Source organism: uncultured Methanobrevibacter sp. (genome assembly GCF_902769175.1).
Taxonomy (GTDB): domain Archaea; phylum Methanobacteriota; class Methanobacteria; order Methanobacteriales; family Methanobacteriaceae; genus Methanobrevibacter.
The window spans coordinates 1-24,610 of sequence record NZ_CACXNW010000002.1 but is presented as its reverse complement, the minus strand read 5'-3'; the positions used below and the strand labels follow the sequence as shown (position 1 = coordinate 24,610).

Sequence of the window (24,610 nt, the reverse complement as noted above, 5' to 3'; positions counted from 1 at the left end):
TATTTTTTTAAATTAAACTTTATTAAATTTTAAAATAACTTTTTAGATTGAATTTTTTTTTATTTTTTATATTAAATTATGCTTTTTTAAAAACTTTTTTTATTAAAATAACATTTTGGATTGAATTTTTTTTATTTTTTTATATTAAATTATGCTTTTTTAAAAACTTTTTTTATTAAAATAGCATTTTAAATTAAACTTCTTAATTTTTTTTATTAAATTAAAAATTTTTTATTATTTTTTCCATTAATTCTTAAGAATTTATATAAATAATTTTAATAATAAGGAAATACATATAATATTAATGATTAAATATAATAAGTTATTTCTATTATAACAAATAACTTAATAGGATGATTTATTTCATTTATTTTTATAATTTATTTATTCATAAGTATTTTTAAAATTATACATATTTTTAAAATTAAATTCTTATTATAATTTTCATGCTTATTAGTAAGAGTGAGAAAAATGAAGTTTTTTGAACATAGTGCAAAAAAAGTTTTTGAAAAAGAAGGAATTAAAATTTTAGAAGGACATGTTGTATACTCTCCTGAAGAAGCAATGGAAGTAGCTACTGAATTTGGCAGACCTATTGTATTGAAATCTCAAGTTCTTGTTGGTGGAAGAGGTAAAGCCGGAGGTATTAAGTTTGCAGATAACCCTGGTGAAGCATTGCAAATCGCTAAAGAATTATTAAGTCTTGAAATTAAAGGAGAAGAAGTAAAACACTTGCTTATTGAAGAAAAGGCAAACATTCAAAGGGAATTCTTCTTAAGTGTATCTAATGATAGGGCTAATAGGGCTCCAATTATTATGGCAAGTGCTGAAGGTGGAGTGGAAATCGAAGAATTAGCTAAAACATCTCCTGAAAAGATTATCAGATACAACGTAAATCCATTAAAAGAATTCTTGCCTTATGAAGCTCGTGAAATAGCTCGTAAAATGGGTGTAGGTTCTGATTTGGTTTCCAAAATTGGAGATATCATTTGGAAGCTCTATAATGTTTATGATAAATATGATGCTGAAGTTGCTGAAATCAACCCTCTCATTTTAATTGATGATGGATTGATTGCAGCTGATGCAAAATTGGAAATTGAAAACGATGCATTGTTCCGTCACCAGGATCAAGTAAGACAAAACAGATTCAAGAAGAAAGAGTTTGCTTTTGTAAAGCTTGATGGGGATATTGCAGTTATTGGAAATGGTGCAGGTTTAACATTAACCGGTATGGACATGGTTACCTTATTTGGAGGTAAGCCAGCAACTTTCTTGGATATCTGTGGTGGAGCATCTGATGAAACCATTAAGAAAGCTTTAAGTTTAGTTTTAAATTATCCTCCTGTAAAAGTGGTATTCCTTAATGTTTTAGGTGGTATCACTAGAGCAGATGATGTAGCAAGAGGTGTAATTGCTGCATTGGATGCTAATAAATGGGATGTAAACATTGTAATTAGACTTACCGGTACTAATGAAGAGGAAGGTCAAAGACTATTCGATGAAGCAGGCATTCCTTATGAAATTTCATTAGAGGAAGCTGCTAAAAAGGCAGTTGAAATGTGTAATGAAATAAAAGAAAAAGAAGCTGCAAAATAGACCCAAGTTTTTTGAGGCTTCGCCTCAAAAACCTTGACCAAAAATCTTTTACTATTTGTGCAGTTTTGATTTTATTATTTTTATTTTATTTTTAATAAACCGTTTTTAGGTTTATCTTTTTTTATTTTTTTCTATTTTTCTTTTTTTTTTAATATAAAAGAGGACAACTTCCAATTTTTTCTATTTTTCTTTTTTTGGTTTGTAAAAAAGTTTAGGCTTAAAATCATAATATTAATTTTTACTTATAAAGAAATCTAATGAAATATAAATAAGCCTATAAATTTCACAGTCTCTTTTTTTTAGTAAATAACGATAAGTTATAGCTTAATATGTATTAATAATGGAAAAATCCAATTTAATTTTTAGTAATTAAATCAGAATCCTAACATATAACTTTTTTTACTAGATGAAGATATATTGTCGCAGGGCATTAAGACTTTTACAGATTTAAATCAAGATATAAATGGGAAGTTGATTCTGAGGTTTAATTACCTGTGATTATGAGTATAGTTCAACTTCGGACTCAAGATATAGTCAAGGAATTACCATTTCTCGTAATCTAACAATATTTGTATTGGATATGCATTAAATGCAAACAACGCTGCAAGGAGGTTTCATGTTTCAAGTAGCAATCTCAACGTTGTTTTAAGAAATCTTATTTTCAAATCGACAACTGTAATTGCATAAACAATAATGTCGGTATAGACAACAAAAGATTTATATGTGATAATATACATGTATATTAAAAATGGTGGGATATGTTAAATGATAGGTTCTGTTGAAATCCTATATTTAATTAATATGATTGATTTTTAAATGTTATAGATTAAACATTTAGTTTTGTTTCCTTTTTTTAAGAGTTTAGTGCTTCTGGTTGAGTTAATTCCACTAAACTGTCTTTTATTACGCTAAAGATACTTTCAACATTGTTCTATCGGTTATAGGTAGGTTTTCTAAAAACCTAATTGTTTCATTATCTGAAATAACCTGTTTTGATGTTGGTTTTGTTTGGAATTGTATTAAAAGCATTAATTTCTTCATAATAGTTGTTCTGATGTTTTTTGCGTCATATGCTTTGTCACAGACATTCTAATTCGATTAAATCGTTTCATTTTCTGTAGACTTGCATTTATGAATCCAAAACCATTAAGGGCAATTATTTAACACTTATTCACAAATATAGCGTTAAAATCGTTAAAACTATACAAAATTTTTATATGCAAGCTTTTAAAAAATTTTTGCAAAGTGCTGTTATGGGGTAATTTGGAGTCTTAAAAATCTTGCGATTATCATTGGATAAGTTCAATAAATCGCAAACCTTACGAAAAGTAAGATTCAGATAGTTTTTCGATGCCAAGGGTGAATTTAACTATATTTATGTAAATAATCTTAGATAATTTACTGGAATATTTTTTTAACTTTATTTAAGTTTATTCAAATGTGTAAGTTAACAAAAATTTCAATATAATTTAGGTTAAATTCACTTTTGGCATCGTTCATCAGTCATGATACAATTTTCGGTTGGATTTTCAAATCCAAATCCTGAAAGATTTGACTGTAACGAATAACAAAAATAAGCATGGAGAATGAATTTTTTTGTTTTCATATTAATTTTTATCGTTCTTTTTAGTAAATATATTATTATTGCTTATTTTCTAATCGGATTAATTAAAATTTATATGATGAAATAAATTTTTTGTGGTTATATTTAATTTTACGAAATTTAAAGATTTTTATTATAAAACTTGCATCAAAATTATAGGATTTCAACAAAGCCTAAATAATATTAAATTAATATTATTTCAATTATTATGGGAAAAAGTAGTTAGTTAATATTTAATGAATTGTCCTTGGATTAAATATTTCTATATATTAATTAAGGGAAAATATAAATTTTGATGGGGATTTTTTTGAAGTTTATTAATAAGTTTTTTATTGTATTTTTGATTTTATTGTTGGGTATGGGTTTTGTTTCTGCATCCAATGATATTGCATCTTACGATGATATTGATGTTTTAACTGTTGGGGAGATTGATGCAAGTGTTGATGTTTTAGATGATGTCAACGATAATTCTAATTTTGATAATTCTAATTTTGATAATTCTGATTTTGATAATTCTGATTTTGATGGTTCTTATATTGATGACTCAGATGATTCAGATCTTCTATCAAGTGTGTATGATAATAAGTCTTTAGGACATTTTCCATTTGATTCTAATGATTCTGATAATGGAGAGTCTAGTAATCAGTCTGCAGATAATGTTAGTGATGGTGGGGATTATGTAATTGTCACAAGTAATGTTACCCGATATGATTTTAATGATGTATACAAGGTCAAGGTATTGGATGGATTTGGTAATCCTGTTTATTTTGGTCATGTTGACTTTATTGTTAATAGTAAACATGTGGCTACTTCCAATGTTGATTCTTTAGGTACTGCATCTTTCAATATAAATTCTTTCATTAATAGAAGTGGCACCTATGATATTGTTTTATTGTACTATAAGGATGATGGTGCCCATGGTGTTTTGGAGCGTCAAAGTATTGAAGTTGATAATGTTCCTATGAATGAACGTGATATTCAGGTGTATGTTGAGGGCATAAAGTTATATGACCTCGGTGAGTCCTATAGAGTTAAAGTTGTTGATAGGAATGGGAATCCTATTCGTAAGGGTTATGTTTGTTTTGTTGTTTATGATAGGGTTTACTATTCAAATTTAACTGATGAAGGTATTGCTACCTGTTATTTGCCTGTTGATTTGAATATTACTGGTAATCTTATTGTTTGGAGTTTTTACTCTGATGGTGATTTATATGAAATTAGGTATTAGTGAGCAAATCAGTATAGATACCCGTACTTTGGTTTCATTGGACAAGACCACTTTCGGATCTCGTATGCTTAGGAGTTGGAATGATTATGAATTTGTTTATAGTGAAGGAAAATATAGGGCTCCTATTGGTGGTGATGTTTTTCTTGTTATTGAGTTAAGCGGGAAATGTTATATTCTTTATGAAACAACTGCGGGTTCAGGTTCTGAATTGATGTCTATTTTCCGATCTCTTGCTGATTTTGTTCAGTATGATATTGTAAAGATTAATCTTTTGGAGAATTTTACCTATGCTATGAATCAGTATGTTTGGGAAGATCAGGAATGGTCTTATGTCAGCAGGTTTTCCTATGGACAACTGATTGTTGAAGGGAATGGTGCTACTCTTGTTGGTAATGGCGACTATAATTTTATGTATATAGGTTCTGAAGCTAATGTTAATTTTTTAAATGTCAATATCAAACATTTTAATCATTGTTTTATTAATCATGGTACTCTTATGTGTGAGAAATGTTTTTTCAGTGATAATAGGGCTTATAAGTTTGATGTGAAGATTAGTGGTTCAGGTACTATTGTTCATAATTATAATACTGTATATTTCGATTGGTGTAGTTTTAATAATAATACTGCAGAGTATTGGGGTATTTATTATCAGAGTATGGCAGGTTCAATCTTATATGCTGAGGAGCACTCATTGAATATTTTCAGAAATATATATGGGGTAATGGATAGTGATTGTTTATACTGCTGTGATTACAGTACCACTGTTATTTATCAAGTTCATCAGTTTTTTCCTTTGTTTGAGCAGTCATACATTAGTCAATATACCTATTTTAGTTTAGTTAATTCAACTGCTTTTTCAACAAATAGGACTATGGAAATTAATGTATCTAACTCAGAAGAATTGCTTGATGCCTTTTTGTATATTAATAATTTCCCTGATGCGAATAATATTGTTATTAATATGAAAAGTGGATCCTATACTGTTTCTGTTAATGATTATTCTCGTGTTAGGACTTATGATTGGAGGGCGAAAGCTTATAATCCGGGTATATTGTCTTCTGCTGTTATTAAAGAGCGTTATTTGTTGGATGTAGGTTATTGTCCTATTACTATTAATGGTAATGGTGCTCATATTATTTTATCTGGTAATGATTTGAATGATGATTATCATTTTGCTAATATTGGGAAGTATGGTTATTTGACTTTGAATAGTTTAACTGTTTCTAAGTTCAACACTGCTTTTTTTGTACAGGGGCACTGTTTTTTCAAAGGGTAGTAAATTTTCTGATAATGTTATAAAGCATAAGACATTTAGAGGAGATTATGGTGGAGTTTTCCGCTCTTTTGGAGGTACTGTTATTTGTCATTCTTGTTCTTTTTTATCTAATGGGGCTAGTGATATTGATGGTCATTCCACTGATGATATTTTTGCTGATATTTCTTCTTATGTTGAGATAAAGGATTGTTCTCCTTCTTCACCTTCCGGTTATGTGCAGAATTCCTATCTTAAATGTAATTCTGTAACTAAGGATAAATTCACCTGTGTTGAAAGTTGTGTTTATGAGAATGCATTTGAAGAAAACTATAATTTCAGTGACTTTATTTCATTTAATGTTAGCGATGATAAGTCATATAATGCTGTTTTGGATTATTTGAGCAATCATAGTGTGTCTTCATTGTTTATTAATTTTACAGGAGATTATGATTTTGTAGTGCAACCTCCTTTTGATCGTAGTATGTCTGTAATATTTAAGAATAATGGTTTTGATGTTAGGTTTAAGGATAGGGATGGTGGTGATAAGTTAGAGATTACCCGTTCCATTTCATTGCATTTCATTGATTTTACTTTTGATAATGTTATGATTGCAAATAGAGGTACTTCATCTTTTCTTAACTGTAGTTTTTATAATAATGAAAGGGATTTCTTTTCTAATGAAGGTTCCACTTCTTTGATTAATTGTAGTATCTTTAATAATCATTGTGGTGATTATTTAATATATAATGCTGGGGTTTTGACCATTTATGATAGTTCCTTTTCGAATAATTCAATAGATGATTCTGATTATGGTTTTATCTATAACAAAGGTGGTTCAGTTACCAGTATGAATACTACTTTCAATGATGGTTATGTTCATATTTATAATTTTGCCAGTGGTGATTGTGCTGTTGGCGGAGATAATGCTTCTGCAACCAATGTGATTTTTGATGAGCCTTGGGCTAATTGGAAGGTTGGTGCTGTTAGGGGCGCATTTTTATTAGGTACTGCTATTGTTTCTTATGGTGCTGGTGCTTATATTGGTTCTGTTCTTCCTTCTTTTGCTGGTTTGGTAGTATCTTCCATTGTTGGTGCTGGTGTTGGTTTTGCCTCAGGTATTTGTTATGGTGTTTTTGAGGGTGAAATTTATCATGATTACAGTAACCTTTGGAAGAATGCTGCTGCATTTACTATATTAGGTTTAAGTGTAGCTCAGACTGGCTGGATGTCCGGTAGTGATTTTGTTAAAAAGATTGGCAATAATCCTAACAGCCATGGTGGCCAAGCTGGTTCTGGTGGTCCTGGTGGCCAAGATGGTCCTGGTGGTCAAGGAGGTGATGGTGGTATGCCTCATGGTCCTCAACAAGAGGTGAGCACTGTTAAACCTGGTCTTGATAAACTTGGTGATGACCCTAATTTCATCAATGCTTTAAATGAGTATATTGGTAACGAAGTGCATCTTCTTCGTAATCTGCAGAATAATTATCCTGAGCTCACTAGGTTTTTATCCAGATTGTATGCTTCTTTAGGAAATAATCCACAGGGCAATGTTTATGAAATGCTTAATTTCTTAAGTTCTGTCCAAACTGTTTTGGCTGGAGATATCATGGCTAATAATAATCTGAATAATCAGGTTAATATTCTTGATAGAATAGGGAATAATTTAAATAACAATATTAATGAAAATCATGTTGAAAATATTCTTCCGATGGCTCAAGGCACTAATTTGGTGAATAATTTTATTAGTAGTACTGCTATTTTGCAGAATAATATTCATGGGAATCCTAATCTCAGTTACTTGGAGAATATGCTTTCTTTGAATACCTATAGTTATGCGGAAAACAATAGGGCTCATGTTGAGAGAGTCTTGACTTTGTTGAATGATTTTAGGGTTTTGCAGGAGCGTGCTAGTAGATTGGGTTATATGTATCTTTCTGATAGTATGGTTAGTACTCTTAATCTGTATAATGGGAATATTGGTAGGCGAGGTCATTCTCGTACTATTAATGCTTTGTTTGATTTTAATCATCCTAATAGGATTCAAGTTTGGGAGAATATTTATCAGAATGCTTTGGCGGAGTTTAATCATGTTTTGAAAAGTGCAAAGCTTAATAATTCTCTTATTGATGATCTTAAGCATGGAACTGATGGTGGAAATTTGTCTGTGTCTTTAAAGAATGATCTTGGTAATCTTATTGCTGAGTTAGAGAGTAAGTTTATTGATGATGAGTTTAAGGGACGTTTTGTTAGTTTGAAGGAGTTGTATACTGAGAATTTTGTAAAAAATGATATGGAAGATCTTGATCTTCTGTTGATTATTTATCATCAATTGGTCGAAATTGATATGCAGTCTGTGGGTATTGATTGTGATGCATATAATCAGTGTGTATCATTTGATTATGTTAAGTCTATTAAGGAAAACATATATAATGGTATTTTCAATCATTATGAAATTTTTAGCCAATTAAAGGTCATAGAAATGGTTCAAGATTTCTATGTTCAGTTAAAGCTATTCAAATCAATTAATTATGAAGCATATTGCAATGCTACTAATTCTCAGCATATTTTTGGAGTTAAAATTGGGTATTCATTAAAATATATCCTGGATGGTTTTTCTCATATTTATAACACATCATGGAAAATTGAAAGGGCTGCTACTTTCAGAGATAGTTTTAACAAAAAGAGTGAAGTTGAAAAAGCGGATATTTTAAAAAAAACATATTATAATATTTCAGTTTGGTTGGATAAAAGCGGTCTTAGACAACCTATAAATCAAACTCATATGAATTTTTATCATATCAAACATTTATTCCCAGATTATGCTCTTGTATATGCAAACCTCAGTGATTGTGATAGATTAATGGTTAATAAATATTTTTATGACCAATGTTGTGAACTTATTAAAACCTTTGCTAACATAGATTATGATAATGGATTTATTGTAGATTATAGTAAAAATCTAACAGCATTAAGCAATATAAAAAATGTCTCTGTTAATTATTTTAAGGATTTATCTTTCTTATATAAGCAACTATTGACTGCACGAAATATTGATAAATTTTTCATAAAGGATATTTCCAGTTGAAGTTCTGTTAAAATTGCAGATATTATCTTAGATGAACTGCCACAATTCGTTTCAAACAATTTGAAAATTCAACAGGAATTTAATAAACTGTATAATAACCAATCACTCCTCACATTTTTATCTTCTATACTTGTTTCTGCTCAGAATGATACAATGAATTTAACTCAAATATATAATGCACTTTCTAATCATAGGCAGAATATGGGGACAATATATAAATTAATTGAGAATCTGTCAAAATCATTGCCTCTTGATGTGGATTATCATAATGCCATGAATTCTACAGTATTGGATCGTATAATTTGGGGAAATATGATTGGAATGCATCTTGCCGCTATGTTTCCAACTGGATCAGATTATTTTGAAATCCAGAATGCTATCCGAAAAAACTGTGAGAAAACAATAAATGTGCCTGAAGGTATAAATCAAATTGAAAAAGAAATGCTTGAAGTAAAAAGGATGCGTGTTAATATAGCTACACAAATGAATGTTTATAATCAAGTTCTAAAAGGTGTTACTAAATTTAACTTGTCTTATGCAGATTTGTTAGTAATTGAGGGTTTCAATAAGTTCAATTTTACTGAGTTGCATAATCCTGCGGTTCTGGATATTTTAAAAAAGGAAGTTCTATCTAGACAAGATGTTATAGGCATGGAACAATTGAAAAATCATACTAAGGAATATGCTTTTTCCCAGATTGATGTTGCTTCATTAAGAGATAAACTAAACCGATTCAAAGAAGTATGTCCCGTTGGTTATTGGGTTTTAATGGATTATATTAATGACCTTTACAATTTCACTATGTTGTCAAATACCCTTTGGAAATATAATTATAAATCTCAGGAATTCTGTTTTGTTGGTAAAAATGGTGATTTGGTCTCATATTATGATTTATACAAGAATGTGTCTGAGATGATTATTCCGATAATGGAATCATTGGGTGTTTTTGATAAGGATGGTAATGTCATATATAAATCTGTGAATTATAAGTTTGGGCATTTGGTTTATGATAATCCATATTCAAATATTTTCAACAAAAAGAATTATTACCACAGTATAGAAGTAAATGAGCATAATTTTGAATTGATTTTTAATGATCTGGATAATGATTTGACTTATTTGAAAAATATTAGTAATGACCTATACCAGAATTTAACACTATTTTCTGAAAATAAGTCAGTTTCTGAATGGAGAAAAAGCCTTGATTTTTCCGTTGAGGGTGTCTTAAAGATTGTAAAGGCATATGATGAGATTTTTGATCAATTGGACAATTACAGGAATTCTTCAATGGTATTGGAAAATGAGGTTAATGTAATAATTGATCAACTCAATCTTGATATGGCTAAAAATCTAAAGGCTGATCAATTAAAAGAAGTACGTAGTTACTTATTATACTTTATATATTTCTGGGAGTTCAATCATCATATAGTGAAAGAAGCGTATTTACAAACTAAAGATTTAATTAATCGTGGTTCAAAAATGTCTTTTAATTTATTAAATGCTTCAATTGATGATAATTTTGCAAGATATAATGAGATACTTAATCATGTTGTATATTCTGTATTTGATAATGATAACTTTGATTCTTTAAGTCTTGAGGATATGAAGAAGACTTTTATTAATGATTTGTATAGGTCCTACCATAGTTATGATAAATATGTTGATGTGTTTGAGACTATCAAGCTGAAGGAATTGATTAACTTTGAAAATTTTAGATATTGGGAGAATCATATCAATAGTATTGATAAGAAGGATCGTTTAATTAATTTGTATAAAGCAATTCAAAATCGCCTTTATCCTAATAGGGATGTTTTGGCTCCAGGTTCTAGTAATAAGGATTCTTTGAGTTCTAAAGAACTTAATGATATTATAAACCTTATCCATGAGGAGGATATTCCGGATAATGATAATATTTATAATGGCAATTCTCAAGATGTAATGTACTTTATGGGAGCTTGGAACGCTTTTGCTCAAAAATACCCTAATGTCTCTCAAAATGTTTTAAATAATCTTATGGGTGGAGATATGAATAAGTTCTTTTTGAGAAAAGATCTTGATTTTCATTATGTTCGTTCAGCCATTATTGTGTATATAAAAGATAATTATCAAATTGATGATAAGGTTAATGGTAACATACATAATAACATTAATAATGACAACAATCCTATTCCTAAAGGTTCTGGTTTATCACATGGTCAGTTTGATGAAATTAAAAATATTTGGCAAAACCATAGCATTTATCCTAAAAAAGATTATAATGTAATTTCAGATTCTATGATTAGGTTACATGGTTCTTGGGAATCATTTGAGACAAAATATCCTGATATTGCAGATAAGGTCAAGAAAAATTTATTTAATTCTGGAAGTCTATATGATTATGCTAGAAAGTATAGTTCTGCTAATGATTTTAACGAAGTTCGTCAGAGTATTATTAATTTTGTTCATGACAATTATTATGACACTTCTTTTGTGTTGGATGTAAAGCAGGTTCCTGATGATTCTTTGGTGATTAATGGTACAAAAGTTTCCGAGTGTGATATTTCCACTCTTTACATTTATGCTGTAGAACAGGTTATGTCTTCAAATCTTGGTCCTGATGAAATTGAAACACTTAGAGGTGAACTAAATTTAACAATGCTTGCCTATAAACAATTTTGGGAATTGATGAATATTGCAGGAATGGATGAAATACACTATATAAATAAAGTGGATCAATTTAAGAATAGTATTTTGGATATATTGAATGTTGTGGGGGTTAAGAATCCTACATTTAATGATATAAATGGTATTATTGAAGATAACACATTGTCTAAGGATGAAGAGAATCCTACATTTAAGGTTATAAAAGGTATTATGGAAAATAAAACATTGTCTATGGATGAAGATATCATTATCACAGATTCAAATTCTGAGTATGAAGCGTTTTTAGCTTCCTGGAATAAATTTGCGAAAGAGTATCCTGATATTGCTAAAAATGTATTGGAAATACTCTTTAAAAATAGTGAGCGTGTTATGAAAGATCAGTTCATTGAAATTGGTGGTGATGCATTACGTAAAAAAATCATTGATTTTGTAAAATATATTCTTAATTCCGGTCAAGATCAGATTCCAATTCCAAATCAGGATAGTGATAAATTTGTGATTTTGGCTAAATCAACTAACGATACGAGTATTGCTGATATTAAGGGGTTTATGGCTGAGGCTGTTAATACTGCAAAGGGCTTTGTTAATCAGATTAATACAAAAGATAATGCTTTGGCTACAAAGTTAAATTCAGATATTGACAAGTTATATAAGGAGTATTTGAATCATGTTGAAAGTTCTAATCATGAATGGCAGTATAAGAAATTTATATCTGCATTGCAAAAGTTGTTTGAGGATAACAAAAAAGATATTTTTGATGTGACCGTGAAAAATGAAATATCCAATGTTACTGATATTTCCTCAGATAAACAAATAGATGTTTTAGACATCGTGAGAAGTGAAATATATGACGGTAATGGAATTGATGAAGAAAAAATATGCAATTTAATCAACAAAGACAACTACGAAGTTATAAGTGATGAAATGCTGGCAGAAATAGCAGACCTCATCCCAAGGTCATACATCCCTAAAAACAAGATTGCTGTTGAGTATAGGGAAAAATTTCAAAAAGACCTTGACAATAAATTTGCAGATTGTTCTGTGAAAATGAAGTATATCATTAGAGCATATAATTTACTTTTAATGAAATTCATGGTATTTGATGTAATTATAATCGATGACATCTATAAAAATGTCAAATCTCAAAAACTTAACAAAGAGGAAGTGGAAACCTATTTGAAAAATCGTTTAGCAAATCTTAACAAAAACGTGATTATCTGTAGTGATAGGTTATTTGCTGCGAAAAAAATGTGTGAAGAAAATAAAGTGGTAAATCATAAGAAATTATATATGAATTATAAAAACCAAATTTATGATAAGCTTTCACAACTTAGTGCTTATAGTAAAAAAATTAATTCTAAAAATGCTGTTTATGGAAATATTGGTGAATTTATAATATCTCTCAACGAACTATTAAATAAAATCAAACTATTATGTGATAAATTTGATAATGATAAATCTAATATCTTTAAAATAAGGGAAGCTATTGATGAAAATGATGATGAGGATGAAGATGAAACATTTAATCAATTAATTAATTCTAAAGTACTGAACTTTGAAAAATATGATATGAACTTTAATGCAGCAGGCTTTGAAGACATCAAAAAGATTATCTATGAAGATAAAGATGAGTTTGTGATAAAGGATTCAGAGGGTAAGGAAATAGTGGAAAAAATGGAGGATCACTCAATTTTGGGAGCTCCTGCAATAAATTCAAAGTATCTCATAGTATCATTCAAAGTAATATGCAGTAATTATCCTTATGTTAAAACCAAATTACTTCGTCATAATTCTTTTTTAAACATTGAGGCCCCAGAATTTTATTTTACCTATAATGTTAATTGGGACATGACCCTTCAAGATGGTGCCTTAAATAAGTCTCGTGAGAGAGTTTTCAATGCAACACAGTGCATATTAGCCGAAGAGTACATGAATGCTCTAGATTATTATGAGCAAAAGATTAAAAAAATGAGGAAACACTACTTAAGTCACTACAATTCGTGGATAAGGGATTAATAAGTACAAAAAGCAAATCGCATCATTAAAAGAGAAATTGGAATCAATAGTCAGTGAAGATGGAAAAACATTAGTTAAAGATATTGAAGACCCTGAAGATATTGAAAACTCTATAAATACATTAGGTGATAGTATTATTGGCCACTTTAAAAATCTAAAATTAAATTAGGGGATATAATAGGGGGATGAAAATCATTTAATATGATTCTCTTCTTTAAGGTTATCTGTAGGATAGTTCTTTTTTAAGAACCTAAAAAGGATTATCCTCTTCCTACTCCTATTTCCATAGGTGGGATAAATGGCACATGCCTACAAAAACATATGCAGTAAAACCAATATGCAATGAAGCAAACAACATCCCAAAGGCGAACCATAATCTTAAAGTAACATAAAAATCATATGCAGAAAGTCATACAAGTCCTTCTCCATCCATTTCAATACAATCAACAGGAGGTATTATTTGGACGAATGTGAAAAAAAAAACGGTCAAAAATCATGGAACTGGAACAATCTAAAAAAAATCAAAAAAAGAAGAACCAATAAAAGAAATTAAAAAAACATCATATGGGCTATCGTCAAAAATAGTTTTTATTCTAATAAGACAACTCGGCTTACTTGAGACTCTTTTGTTATTTTCCTACCTGTCTTATTCGCTATTTCCTGTGCGAAATCACGAACATCTTGGTTTGATGGCATATTGTCAAGACTTAATCTTTGTCTGGAAGATCCTACAAACATATATGCCTTGACTTCCACAAATTTAGGGTTAGCCTTATTGATAAGTTCTGCATAGCCATCAGTGTTAATCATGTTTTTGTCCTTAACTGAAGTGATTCGAATAGCTGTACGGCTATCAAAACTGTTCATTAATTCAAGTGTATTATTTAGCTTGTTCCAAGCATCGTTTATTTGAGGGTTACAAAGGCTTTTGTATATTTTCTCGTTAGGTGCATCTAAGGAAACGTATAGTTGTGTTGGTTCGTTGTCAAGGTTTCCAAGTTTTTCAGGAAGCATTCCATTGCTCACTAAAAATGTTGTAAAATCTTGTCTATGGAATTCAGCTAAAAGCTCATCTATTTCAGGGTATAATGTTGGTTCCCCTGCAAGAGAAATAGCAGCATTTGTAGGTTTCTTGCTTTCTTCAAGTTTTTTCTTGTCAGCTTTTTTGTTTCCTCCAAAACCGCATAAAAGATTGTTTTGAGCTTTTATAGCACCTTCGATGATTGTTTTCGGATCGTCATATTCTCCTTCCCATTCTATTCTGGTTTGACTTAAGTCTCTCCAACAGAATGAGCATTTTTGATTGCAGAATGGTACTGCAGGAGACATTTGCAAGCATCTGTGGGATTGAACGCCATAAAATTGTTCCTTATAGCATACTCCCTCATTTACCATGCTTTTTCTAGTCCAATGACATATTTTAGCAGCTGCATGGCCGTGTTCTCCTACAAATCTGTAACCACTATATTCTAATTTTGCCTGTTCTTCTTTAGTAAATGTCATGATAATCAGCAGTGTTTTTTGATAATTGTAAAAATTTATTTTTTTTTATTAAGTTATATAATTTGTTTTCACTTTACTTTTTTTTATTAAGTTATAATATTTGTTTTCACTTTACTTTTTTATTTAGTTAAAAGATTTGTTTTCACTTTTTAAAAATTTAAAATACTTTAAATATAATTAATTATAAATATTTTATTAATAAAGTAAAGAATTTATGGAAACTTTATATAAAGAAAAAATTTATATAAAGTTTTTATAAGTTTTTAAAACAAAACTTTAGAATAATTTATAGTAATAATTTTTTTAATTATTCTATTTATTATTTATCATGCTGAAATATTATTATTGTTTTTAAGGAGGATTTGATTTGAGTCTTAAAACACCTGTTGTTATATTAAATTTTAAAACTTATTTAGAATCCAGCGGTCAAAAGGCTTTAGATTTGGCTAATGCTTTGGAAAGTGCTGGTAACGAATCTGGAATTACTATGGTAGCGGTACCACAAGCTATAGATATCTATAGGATTAAAGAGGAAACTAGCATTCCTGTTTTAGCTCAACACATTGATGCTGTATTTCCTGGTGGCCATACCGGAAGTAATTTATTTGAAAGCTTTGTAGCAATTGGTGTTGATGGAACATTATTAAACCACTCTGAATGCAGAATGACTCTTGCAGACATTGCAGAAGTAGTTAAAAAGACAAAAGAAGCAGAGCTTATTTCATGTGTATGTACCAATAACGTTGAAACAAGTGTTGCAGCTGCTACCTTATCACCAGATTATGTTGCAGTTGAGCCTCCTGAACTTATAGGTACTGGAATTCCTGTTTCCAAAGCAGACCCTGAAGTTGTTGAAGGCAGTGTATCTAAAGTCAAGGCAATTAATCCTGATGTAAGTGTTTTATGTGGTGCAGGTATTTCAACTGGTGAAGATATGGCTGCAGCTATTGAATTAGGTGCTGAAGGAGTTCTTTTAGCTTCTGGAATTATTAAGGCAGAAAACCCTAAGGATGCATTGTTGGATTTAGTAAGCAAAATCTAATTGGATTTAGTTAGGTTTTCTATCAGATTTAATAAATTTATTAATGATTGTTATTGAGTGAAATTATGGTTAATTTTAATACTATTGATGATTTTGATGTAAATGACAAAACAGTTTTAGTCAGAATTGATATCAATTCACCTGTTGACCCTCATTCTGGAATTATTTTAGATGATACCCGTATGAAGCTACATGCTGAAACCATTAAGGAATTGTCCCTTAAAGGTGCTAAAACTGTTATTCTTGCTCACCAAAGTCGTCCAGGTAAAGATGATTTTACCCCATTAAAGCAACATGCTGAGGTTTTATCTAATGCTGTAGGTTTGGATGTGAAATATGTTGATTCCCTATTTTCATCTACTGCAAAAGAATCTATTCTTGCTTTAGAGCCGGGACAAATATTGCTTCTTGAAAATGTAAGGTTCTTTTCAGAAGAGCAATTAAAACGTTCTCCTGAAGAGGAAGCCACTTCTGTCCTTGTTCAGCAATTAACTCCATTGGTTGATTTGTTTGTCAATGATGCATTTGCAGCAGCTCACAGATCTCAAACTTCATTGGTTGGATTTACAAGAACTGTTCCTTCTGCTGCAGGCAGAGTAATGGAAAAGGAATTGACTGTTATTGGAAATGCATTGGAAAATGTACAGCACCCTTGTGTTTTTGCATTAGGTGGTATGAAAGCTGATGATTCAATCATGGTAACAGAGAATGTTTTGGAAAATGGAACTGCAGATTATGTATTGGTTTCAGGTCTTGTTGCTAATATCTTCATTTGGGCAGCTGGATATGACATCAAGTCCATCAATAAGGAATTTATTGAAGCAAGAGGATATCTTGATATGGTAGATAAATGTAAGGAGCTCATTGAAAGATTTGGCGATAAGATAGTTTATCCAAAAGACGTTGCAGTTAGTGTTTTAGGTGACAGAGCAGATGTTACAATTGAAAACATTCCTAATGCTTCTATTTTTGACATTGGCAGAGAGTCTTTAATCACATATGCCAAGATTATCCGTGAAGCAAAATCCATTTTTGCAAATGGTCCTGCAGGTGTATTTGAAAATCCTAAATTCGCAATTTGTACTGAGGATATCATTCATGCGATTGCATCTTCAGATGGATTCTCAATTATTGGTGGAGGACATATTGCAGCAGCTACTGTCAATTTAGGATATGGTGATAAGATGGATCATATCAGTAGTGGTGGTGGAGCTTCCATTAATATGTTGGCAGGTAAACCATTAGCTGCAGTTGAAGCATTAAAAGATTCTAAAGAGTTATTTGATAATTAAATAATTCTTTTCTTTTTTTATTTTTTATTTTAATCTTTTTTTAGATAATTCTTTTCTTTATAATTTTTTTATTTAATCTTTTTTTAGATAATTCTTTTCTTTATAATTTTTTTATTTAATCTTTTTTACTATTTTTTGCTATTTTCAAATTCTTTAATTATTTTTTCATCATCGTTGATATTATTAAATATAATTAATTATTTTATTAAGTTGCTCCTCTTTTTTTTTAAAGTTTTTTGTATATTTTATTTATTTTCAGATTCTTATTTTTCAAATAGTTAAATCAGTAAATAATTTATAATGAATAATCATGATAAATTATGAAAAACTTTATAAATATAAAAAATATAATATTAAAATGTTGAAAATTTGATATATGAAAGGTTATAAAATGACAGATGAAATTATAATGACAGATAGTGAAAATGTAAAAAATGTCTTAAATGAATTTCCGAACGCTTTAAAGAATGTTAAGGATAATGCTCCTTTAACTTTTTGCATAACCAATTTTGTAACAGTGACTGATTGTGCAAATGCTGCATTAGCTATTGGCGCTTCACCAATCATGTCCTTAGGTGCTGAAGAAGGTGGAGAAATAGTAAATATTGCAAATGCTCTTGTAATCAATATAGGTACATTAAATCAAAATCAAAATGAGTTGATGAGAAACAGTGCAAATCAGGCTAAGGAAATCAATAAACCTATTATCTTTGATCCTGTTGGTGCAGGAGTAAGTGGCCTTAGGAATGATATGACAAAGGAAATTGTAGAAAATTATCCTTTGACATTAGTCAGAGGAAATATGTCTGAAATCAAAGCTATTGCAAAATTGATTAAGCTTAATGAAAATAATGACGCTGCTGGAAAAGGTGTCGACGTTGCAGAAAGTGATGTAATTTCCAAAGACACTTTAGAAATCAATGCTTCAATTGTAAAGGAATTGGCTAATGAATTAAACACTGTAGTAATTGCAAGTGGTCCAATAGACATTATTTCAGATGGAAAATTTACTTTTGGACTTGACAACGGTGATGAAATGATGCCTCTCATTACAGGAAGCGGATGTATGTTAACTACAATCATCGGATCTTTTGTTGGTGCTAATGATGCATTGATTGGTGGAATCACAGCATGTGCATTGATGACTGTTGCAGGGGAAAATGCTGCAGATTATGTAAGGAAAAATGATTTGGGAACTGGTAGTTTCAGAACATTCCTGATTGATAATCTGTATAAGTTAGATGCTGAAGAATTAATCAAAAGGGCTAATTTATTTGAAATAAACATTTAAATTATTCTTAGTTTATTTTAAATTAATATAATAAATTTATTTTTTTATTTATTTTTTAGTTTATTTTATTATTAATATAATAATTTATAATTTTATTTAATTTCATTAATTTTTTTTATTCTAAAAAAGATATTATGAAATTTTATAAAAAAATTATTTATTAAATTTAATTTAAAAATTTTAATTTAATGATTAAATAATAATTAATTATTTAATTATTTGGTATTTTTATAATTTTTATAATTTTAATAAATTTAATTAATTTTTAAAAAGATGATTAAATGATGAAAAAAGATATTGATTACTCTGTTTATTTGGTTACAGACCATAGAAATAAAACTGATGAAGAATTCTTAAATGTCATTGAAGAGGCAATCAAAGGTGGAACATCCATTGTTCAGCTTCGTGAAAAAACCGCTTCCACTAAGGACTTCTATGAATTAGCTGTAAAAGTCAAGGAAATCACAAGCAAATACAATGTTCCTCTATTGGTTAATGATAGAATTGATATTGCTCTTGCAATTTACAGTGAAGGAGTTCACATTGGTCAGGATGATATGCCTGCTACAATTGCTCGAAAGATTATTGGTGATGAGAAGATATTAGGAGTTTCCACTTCCACAGTTGAAGAGGCAATAAAGGCTGAAGCTGAGGGTGCTGATTATATTGGTTCTGGAGCCATATTCCCTACATCAACTAAAGATGATGCAGAGTCTGTCTCAAAAGAAGAATTAAAGGATATTGTTGATTCTGTAGATATTCCTGTTGTTGCTATTGGTGGAATTAGCTTAGAAAATGCACCAAGTATTAAATCCACTGGAATAGCAGGATTTTCTGTTATCTCTGCTATCATGAATGCGGAAGATCCTAAGGAAGCTTCTAAAAAATTAAAAGAGATTTATTCATCTTAAATTTTCTTTTTTTTTATTTTTAATTTACTATTCGATTGTTTTCTTTTTATTATTTTCTTACTTTTTAATATTTTAAATTTAAATTTAATTGATTATTTACTTTCTTTTTAATATTTTAAGTTTAAATTTAATTGATTATTTTTTAATATTTTAAATTTAATTAATTATTTTCCATCATTTTTTCTTTTCATAATTAATTTTTTAGGAAAAGTTTTAATAGTAAACTATTTAAATGATACTATACTATATATTATTGTTGAATAATTTTAAAAACTTTTTAATTTTTTAAAAGTCTTTTTTATTAAATCTATTCATTGCCTCGGTGGCTCAGTCTGGTAGAGCGCGAGACTTGTAATCTCGTGGTCGCGGGTTCAATTCCCGTCCGGGGCTTTTTTTATGTTGATTTGTATTAATTATTGTTTAATTAATCTTTTTTAATCTACAAAATTTATTAATAAATCTTTTCATAGAATATCAAATTTACTGAATTTACCAAAAGATTTATATATTATGGTAATATAAAATAATTATGTTGTATAATAATTATGTCGGGACCATAGGGTAGCTTGGTCGATCCTTTGGGCTTTGGGAGCCTGAGACTCCGGTTCAAATCCGGGTGGTCCCACTTTGTATCTATCCCGTCTTAGCTCAATTGGCAGAGCGTTGGACTGTAGATCCAAATGTTGCTGGTTCAAGTCCGGCAGACGGGATTTTTATTATTATTTTCTATTTATCTTATCTTTATGAAATTTCTTTTCGAATTTTCATAAAAATATAGGATATATAGAAACCTTTATATATGATAATAAATATATCATTTTAATGAGTATAGTTTATACTCACATAGTTTTGCCCTGGTGGTGTAGGGGCTATCATGTGGGCCTGTCGTTTAATCAGGGCCCGTAGCTCAGTCTGGCAGAGCGCTTGGCTTTTAACCAAGCGGCCGCGGGTTCAATTCCCGTCGGGCCCGCTCTGATTTTTTTTATTATTAACTTTACTAAATTTAAATTTTTAAATAACATTTTTCTAGATTTTTTAATTTTCATGTGTCTTATTTAAATCATATTTAAATTTTGTCGTATTTGAATTTGGAATTTATTCTACTGGAATAATGGTTTATTAAATTGTGAAGGGGTTAGTGTTTTAGATATTGTAAATTTTTCAAGGCTTAGTCTATTTTTTATTTCCAAAAAGCTATGATTTTTATGATTATTGACAACTCTATGGCTCTTTATCCTTTAATCAAATCTATTCTATGATGATGAAGAAATAAGTGTAATTATTAATTGAAATAATTAAAGGGAATGTTAAAAAGCTTACTAAAAAGATTATTTGAAATTTTTTATTAATTAGTTTAGTGAAAGTTATTGATTTATTGCAATGATATTATTTTAAAATACTTTTATCGGAGGAATATTTTGGCATTTAATATATTAAACCATAGTGCTGTTTCTAAGCACGAAATTTTGTCTGATGATGAAATTGAAGAAATTTTTGCAGATGTTGATTATGACATTAGTCAACTTCCAAAAATTAAAGTAAATGATCCTGTTTCTAAAGCAATTGGTGCTAAAGAAGGTCAAGTTTTAAAAATTACTCGTAAAAGTGAAACTGCAGGTATATTTGTCACATATAGACTTGTCAGTGGAGAAAATAATCAAAAATAGATTTTAAATTAAAATTTATATATAAAATATTTTTTATGATTTTTAATTAATTAGAATAATTTTTATGTAGATTTTTTATCTGATTGTATTTTTTGGAGATATTAAATGAAAAACAAGACATGGGGTTTAGTAGATTCATTTTTTGATAAATATGACATTGTAGATCATCATATCAAATCTTATAACGATTTTGTTGAAAATCGTATTCAAAACATTATTGATATCACTGAACCAATTACTATAGAAAACGAAAAGGGAAATTATACTCTCAAAACTGGTAAAATCAAAATTGAAAAACCTTTCACTAAAGAAGCTGACGGTTCTAAAAGTATGATTTACCCTACTGAAGCTAGACTTAGAAACTTAAACTATTCTGCTCATATGTACTTGCAAATGGCATTAGTTGACAATGAAAAAGACGAAGAACCAATTTTAGATGATGAATCTTATGTTTACATTGGTGAATTGCCTCTTATGCTTAAATCAAGCATTTGTCATTTACATGGACTTACCGATGAGGAATTAATGGAAAAAGGAGAAGACCCTAAAGACCCAGGTGGATACTTCATTGTAAACGGTTCTGAAAGAGCTGTTGTTACTATGGAAGAGATTGCTCCAAATAAGATCATCTTGGAAAGAATTGATGAAATCGAAGATAGGCATGCAAAGGCTATTGTAACTTCTATCAAAAGTGGTTTCAGAGCAAGAATTACCTTAGAATATAAAAAGCCACGTAAAAGCGGAGTCTTTTTAAGAATCTCTTTCCCATATGTTCCTGGTGAAATTCCATTAGTCATATTGCTTAGAGCATTAGGCTTATCCACTGACCAAGACATTATTAGAAAAATTTCAGATGACTTTAACTTCCAAATGTACATTGCAGACGATATTCAAGTTTCTGAAAAGGATTTAAAACTTGATAATGATGAAATGATGGGTATGACCCAAGAGGAAAGAGCCGAATACATGAGAATGGCTGCAATCAAATACATTGGTAACAGAGTCGCTAAAGGTATGACTGAAGAGTACAGAATCAAACGTGCTCAAGATGTAATCGACAGATACCTATTGCCTCATATGGGTATTGAAGAGGACAAACGTTATGATAAGGCTATTTATTTAGCAGAAATGACTGAAATGTTACTCCAAGTTATTGAAGGTCAAAGAGAACCTCACGATAAGGACCACTATACCAATAAAAGGTTAAGAGTTTCTGGTGACTTGATGGAAGACTTGTTCAGAGTTGCTTTCTCTTCCTTAACAAGAGATATGAGTTACCAACTTGAAAGAAGCTTGTCCAGAGGAAAAGAGCTTTCAATCAAGCAAGCTGTTCGTTCTGACGTTTTAACTGAAAACATTAAGCATGCTATTGCTACAGGTAACTGGGTAGGTGGAAGAGCTGGTGTAAGTCAGCTTTTAGATAGAGTCAGTTACATGGCAACACTTTCTCACTTAAGAAGGGTTGTTTCTCCACTTACTAGAAGTCAGCCTCACTTTGAAGCTAGGGATTTGCACCCTACTCAATTTGGAAAGATATGTCCAAACGAAACTCCAGAAGGACCAAACTGTGGATTAGTAAAGAACTTAGCTCTAATGTGTAAGATCTCTGAAGGATTTGACGGAGAGGAAATTGTAAACATCATTAGAGACATGGATGTAGAGATGATAGATTAATCGGAGGAATTTTATGGTAGGGGCTAAAATTTATATTAATGGTAAACTAACCGGTTACTGTGATAATCCTGAAGAATTTACCGATGAAATGCGTGCTAAAAGAAGAGCTGGTGAAATCAACAATGAAATGAACATCACCTATTATGATGATAATAATGAAATTTATATTTTCACTGACCCTGGTAGAGCAAGAAGACCTTTAATTCTTGTTGAAGACGGTGTTCCAGCACTTAAAGATGAACATATGGATGCTATTGCAAATGGCGATTTGAAATGGGACCAATTATTTGAATTAGGAATTTTAGAATACTCGGATGCTGAAGAGGAAGAAAACTCCTATATTGCAATGAATTTAAGTCAATTAAATGAAGACCACACTCATTTGGAAATCGACCCTTCAACTATGCTTGGAATCTGTGCAGGAATTATTCCATTTTCAGACCACAACTCTTCTCCAAGGAATACAATGGAAGCAGGGATGACAAAGCAAGCATTAGGTTTATACGTATCTAACTATGCTTTACGTACTGACACTCGTGCTCACTTATTACACCATCCTCAAACTCCTATAGTAAAAACAAGAATCATTGATGCTATCAATTATGATTCCAGACCTTCCGGTCAAAACTTAGTTGTAGCACTTATGTCCTATGAAGGATATAACATGGAAGACGCAATGATTCTCAACAAATCCTCTCTTGAAAGAGGTATGGGAAGATCTAGCTTTTTCAGATCTTATGAAGCATCTGAAAGAAGATACCCTGGTGGACAAGAGGATAAATTCGAAGTTCCAGAAAAGGGAGTTAAAGGATACCGTAGTGAAGAGTCTTACAGAAACTTAGATGAAGACGGTATTGTAAACCCAGAATCCCATGTGGAATCTGGTGATGTATTGATTGGTAAAACCTCTCCTCCAAGATTCTTAGGAGAAATTGACGAATTCGGTACTGTTGCTGAAAAAAGAAGAGAAACTTCTGTAACTGTAAGACACGGTGAAAAAGGTATTGTAGATGCAGTTCTTTTAACTGAAACTGTTGAAGGAAGCAAATTAACTAAAATAAGAGTAAGAGATACCAGACAACCTGAATTCGGTGATAAGTTTGCATCAAGGCACGGTCAGAAAGGGGTTGTAGGTCTTATCTTAGCTCAAGATGACATTCCATTTACAGAAGATGGTGTAGTGCCAGATATTATTGTAAACCCTCACGCTATCCCTTCAAGGATGTCTGTAGGTCAAGTATTGGAAATGGTAGCAGGTAAAGCAGGTTGTATGGAAGGACGCCGTATGGATGGTACTCCATTCAATGATGCTGCAGAACATCAAATCAAACGTGCACTTAAGGAAAACGGTTTTGAATCTGCAGGATGCGAATCATTATACAATGGTGTAATTGGTGAACGTATTGAAGCTGAAATCTTTGTAGGTGTTGCATATTACCAAAAATTACACCACATGACAACTGATAAGGTTTATGCTCGTTCAACTGGTCCAGTACAAGTGCTTACACGTCAGCCAACAGAAGGTAGGGCTCGTGAAGGTGGTCTCAGGTTCGGAGAAATGGAAAGAGACTGTCTTATTGCACACGGTGCAGCTCTTGCATTGAAGGAAAGACTCTTAGATGAATCTGACAAGTATGAAGCTGTTGTATGTAATGAATGTGGAATGTTAGCAGTATACGATAAGAATAAACGTAAAATGTACTGCCCAATTTGTGGAGACAGCGAAACTTATCCTGTTGAAATTTCATATGCATTCAAATTATTATTAGATGAACTTAAAAGTTTATGTATTTTCCCTAAATTA

General features: G+C 30.4%; 14 protein-coding genes and 4 tRNA genes. 17 read left to right on the top strand and 1 reads right to left on the bottom strand.

Annotation, left to right across the window (positions count from 1 at the left end):
• Nucleotides 1-471 precede the first annotated feature (471 nt).
• The 6 genes from sucC (at nt 472) to QZV12_RS00805 (ending at nt 13,595) form a co-directional block, all read left to right on the top strand.
• On the top strand, nt 472-1,596 hold the full coding sequence (sucC, locus tag QZV12_RS00830; protein ID WP_295615714.1) for an ADP-forming succinate--CoA ligase subunit beta: 1,125 nt from the start codon (nt 472-474) through the stop codon (nt 1,594-1,596).
• Nucleotides 1,597-3,506: 1,910 nt separating this feature from the next.
• Nucleotides 3,507-4,427 (top strand): hypothetical protein, encoded by a 921-nt coding sequence (locus QZV12_RS00825; RefSeq protein ID WP_295615712.1) that lies wholly within the window; start codon nt 3,507-3,509, stop codon nt 4,425-4,427.
• Nucleotides 4,411-5,703 carry a hypothetical protein gene (locus QZV12_RS00820; RefSeq protein WP_295615710.1) on the top strand — a complete coding sequence of 431 codons (1,293 nt, stop codon included), beginning with the start codon at nt 4,411-4,413 and terminating at the stop codon, nt 5,701-5,703. Before QZV12_RS00825 ends, QZV12_RS00820 begins: the two co-directional genes overlap by 17 nt.
• The gene (locus QZV12_RS00815) at nt 5,672-8,767 is read left to right on the top strand and encodes a hypothetical protein (RefSeq protein ID WP_295615707.1); all 3,096 of its coding nucleotides are present in this window, start codon (nt 5,672-5,674) and stop codon (nt 8,765-8,767) included. The genes QZV12_RS00820 and QZV12_RS00815 overlap by 32 nt, the downstream gene beginning before the upstream one ends.
• 153 nt (nt 8,768-8,920) lie before the next feature.
• Nucleotides 8,921-13,426, top strand: a complete 4,506-nt coding sequence (locus QZV12_RS00810; protein WP_295615704.1) for a hypothetical protein — start codon at nt 8,921-8,923, stop codon at nt 13,424-13,426.
• A gap of 37 nt (nt 13,427-13,463) precedes the next feature.
• Nucleotides 13,464-13,595 (top strand): hypothetical protein, encoded by a 132-nt coding sequence (locus QZV12_RS00805; protein WP_295615701.1) that lies wholly within the window; start codon nt 13,464-13,466, stop codon nt 13,593-13,595.
• A 419-nt stretch (nt 13,596-14,014) separates the two neighbouring features.
• Here the strand turns inward: QZV12_RS00805 and twy1 are convergent, their stop codons facing one another.
• Nucleotides 14,015-14,929 (bottom strand): 4-demethylwyosine synthase TYW1, encoded by a 915-nt coding sequence (twy1, locus tag QZV12_RS00800; RefSeq protein WP_295615698.1) that lies wholly within the window; start codon nt 14,927-14,929, stop codon nt 14,015-14,017.
• Nucleotides 14,930-15,296: 367 nt separating this feature from the next.
• Here twy1 and tpiA point away from each other — a divergent pair, with 367 nt between their 5' ends.
• The 11 genes from tpiA to rpoB form a co-directional block, all read left to right on the top strand.
• On the top strand, nt 15,297-15,971 hold the full coding sequence (gene tpiA, locus QZV12_RS00795) for a triose-phosphate isomerase (RefSeq protein ID WP_295615693.1): 675 nt from the start codon (nt 15,297-15,299) through the stop codon (nt 15,969-15,971).
• A 65-nt stretch (nt 15,972-16,036) separates the two neighbouring features.
• Nucleotides 16,037-17,263: a phosphoglycerate kinase gene (locus QZV12_RS00790; protein ID WP_394350712.1), complete on the top strand. Its 1,227-nt coding sequence runs from the start codon at nt 16,037-16,039 to the stop codon at nt 17,261-17,263.
• A gap of 391 nt (nt 17,264-17,654) precedes the next feature.
• Nucleotides 17,655-18,554, top strand: coding sequence for a hydroxyethylthiazole kinase (gene thiM, locus QZV12_RS00785; protein ID WP_295615690.1), 900 nt, complete (start codon nt 17,655-17,657; stop codon nt 18,552-18,554).
• A gap of 284 nt (nt 18,555-18,838) precedes the next feature.
• Nucleotides 18,839-19,465 (top strand): thiamine phosphate synthase, encoded by a 627-nt coding sequence (thiE, locus tag QZV12_RS00780; RefSeq protein ID WP_366925516.1) that lies wholly within the window; start codon nt 18,839-18,841, stop codon nt 19,463-19,465.
• Between the two features lie 316 nt (nt 19,466-19,781).
• A tRNA-Thr gene (locus tag QZV12_RS00775) sits at nt 19,782-19,855 on the top strand.
• Nucleotides 19,856-20,015: 160 nt separating this feature from the next.
• A tRNA-Pro gene (locus tag QZV12_RS00770) sits at nt 20,016-20,090 on the top strand.
• 12 nt (nt 20,091-20,102) lie between these two features.
• A tRNA-Tyr gene (locus tag QZV12_RS00765) sits at nt 20,103-20,175 on the top strand.
• A gap of 186 nt (nt 20,176-20,361) precedes the next feature.
• Nucleotides 20,362-20,435 (top strand) — tRNA-Lys (locus QZV12_RS00760).
• Between the two features lie 448 nt (nt 20,436-20,883).
• Nucleotides 20,884-21,132, top strand: a complete 249-nt coding sequence (locus QZV12_RS00755; protein ID WP_295615684.1) for a DNA-directed RNA polymerase subunit H — start codon at nt 20,884-20,886, stop codon at nt 21,130-21,132.
• A 105-nt stretch (nt 21,133-21,237) separates the two neighbouring features.
• Nucleotides 21,238-22,806 carry a DNA-directed RNA polymerase subunit B'' gene (locus tag QZV12_RS00750; RefSeq protein ID WP_295615681.1) on the top strand — a complete coding sequence of 523 codons (1,569 nt, stop codon included), beginning with the start codon at nt 21,238-21,240 and terminating at the stop codon, nt 22,804-22,806.
• 13 nt (nt 22,807-22,819) lie between these two features.
• On the top strand, nt 22,820-24,610 hold a 1,791-nt coding region (gene rpoB / locus QZV12_RS00745), incomplete at its 3' end, for a DNA-directed RNA polymerase subunit B (RefSeq protein WP_295615678.1).

Coding starts and splice junctions, on each gene's coding strand:
- sucC (WP_295615714.1), top strand. CDS start 472: ATGAAGTTTTTTGAACATAGTGCAAAAAAAGTTTTTGAAAAAGAAGGA.
- QZV12_RS00820 (WP_295615710.1), top strand. CDS start 4,411: ATGAAATTAGGTATTAGTGAGCAAATCAGTATAGATACCCGTACTTTG.
- QZV12_RS00810 (WP_295615704.1), top strand. CDS start 8,921: ATGAATTTAACTCAAATATATAATGCACTTTCTAATCATAGGCAGAAT.
- twy1 (WP_295615698.1), bottom strand. CDS start 14,929: ATGACATTTACTAAAGAAGAACAGGCAAAATTAGAATATAGTGGTTAC.
- QZV12_RS00790 (WP_394350712.1), top strand. CDS start 16,037: ATGGTTAATTTTAATACTATTGATGATTTTGATGTAAATGACAAAACA.
- thiM (WP_295615690.1), top strand. CDS start 17,655: ATGACAGATGAAATTATAATGACAGATAGTGAAAATGTAAAAAATGTC.
- thiE (WP_366925516.1), top strand. CDS start 18,839: ATGAAAAAAGATATTGATTACTCTGTTTATTTGGTTACAGACCATAGA.
- QZV12_RS00750 (WP_295615681.1), top strand. CDS start 21,238: ATGAAAAACAAGACATGGGGTTTAGTAGATTCATTTTTTGATAAATAT.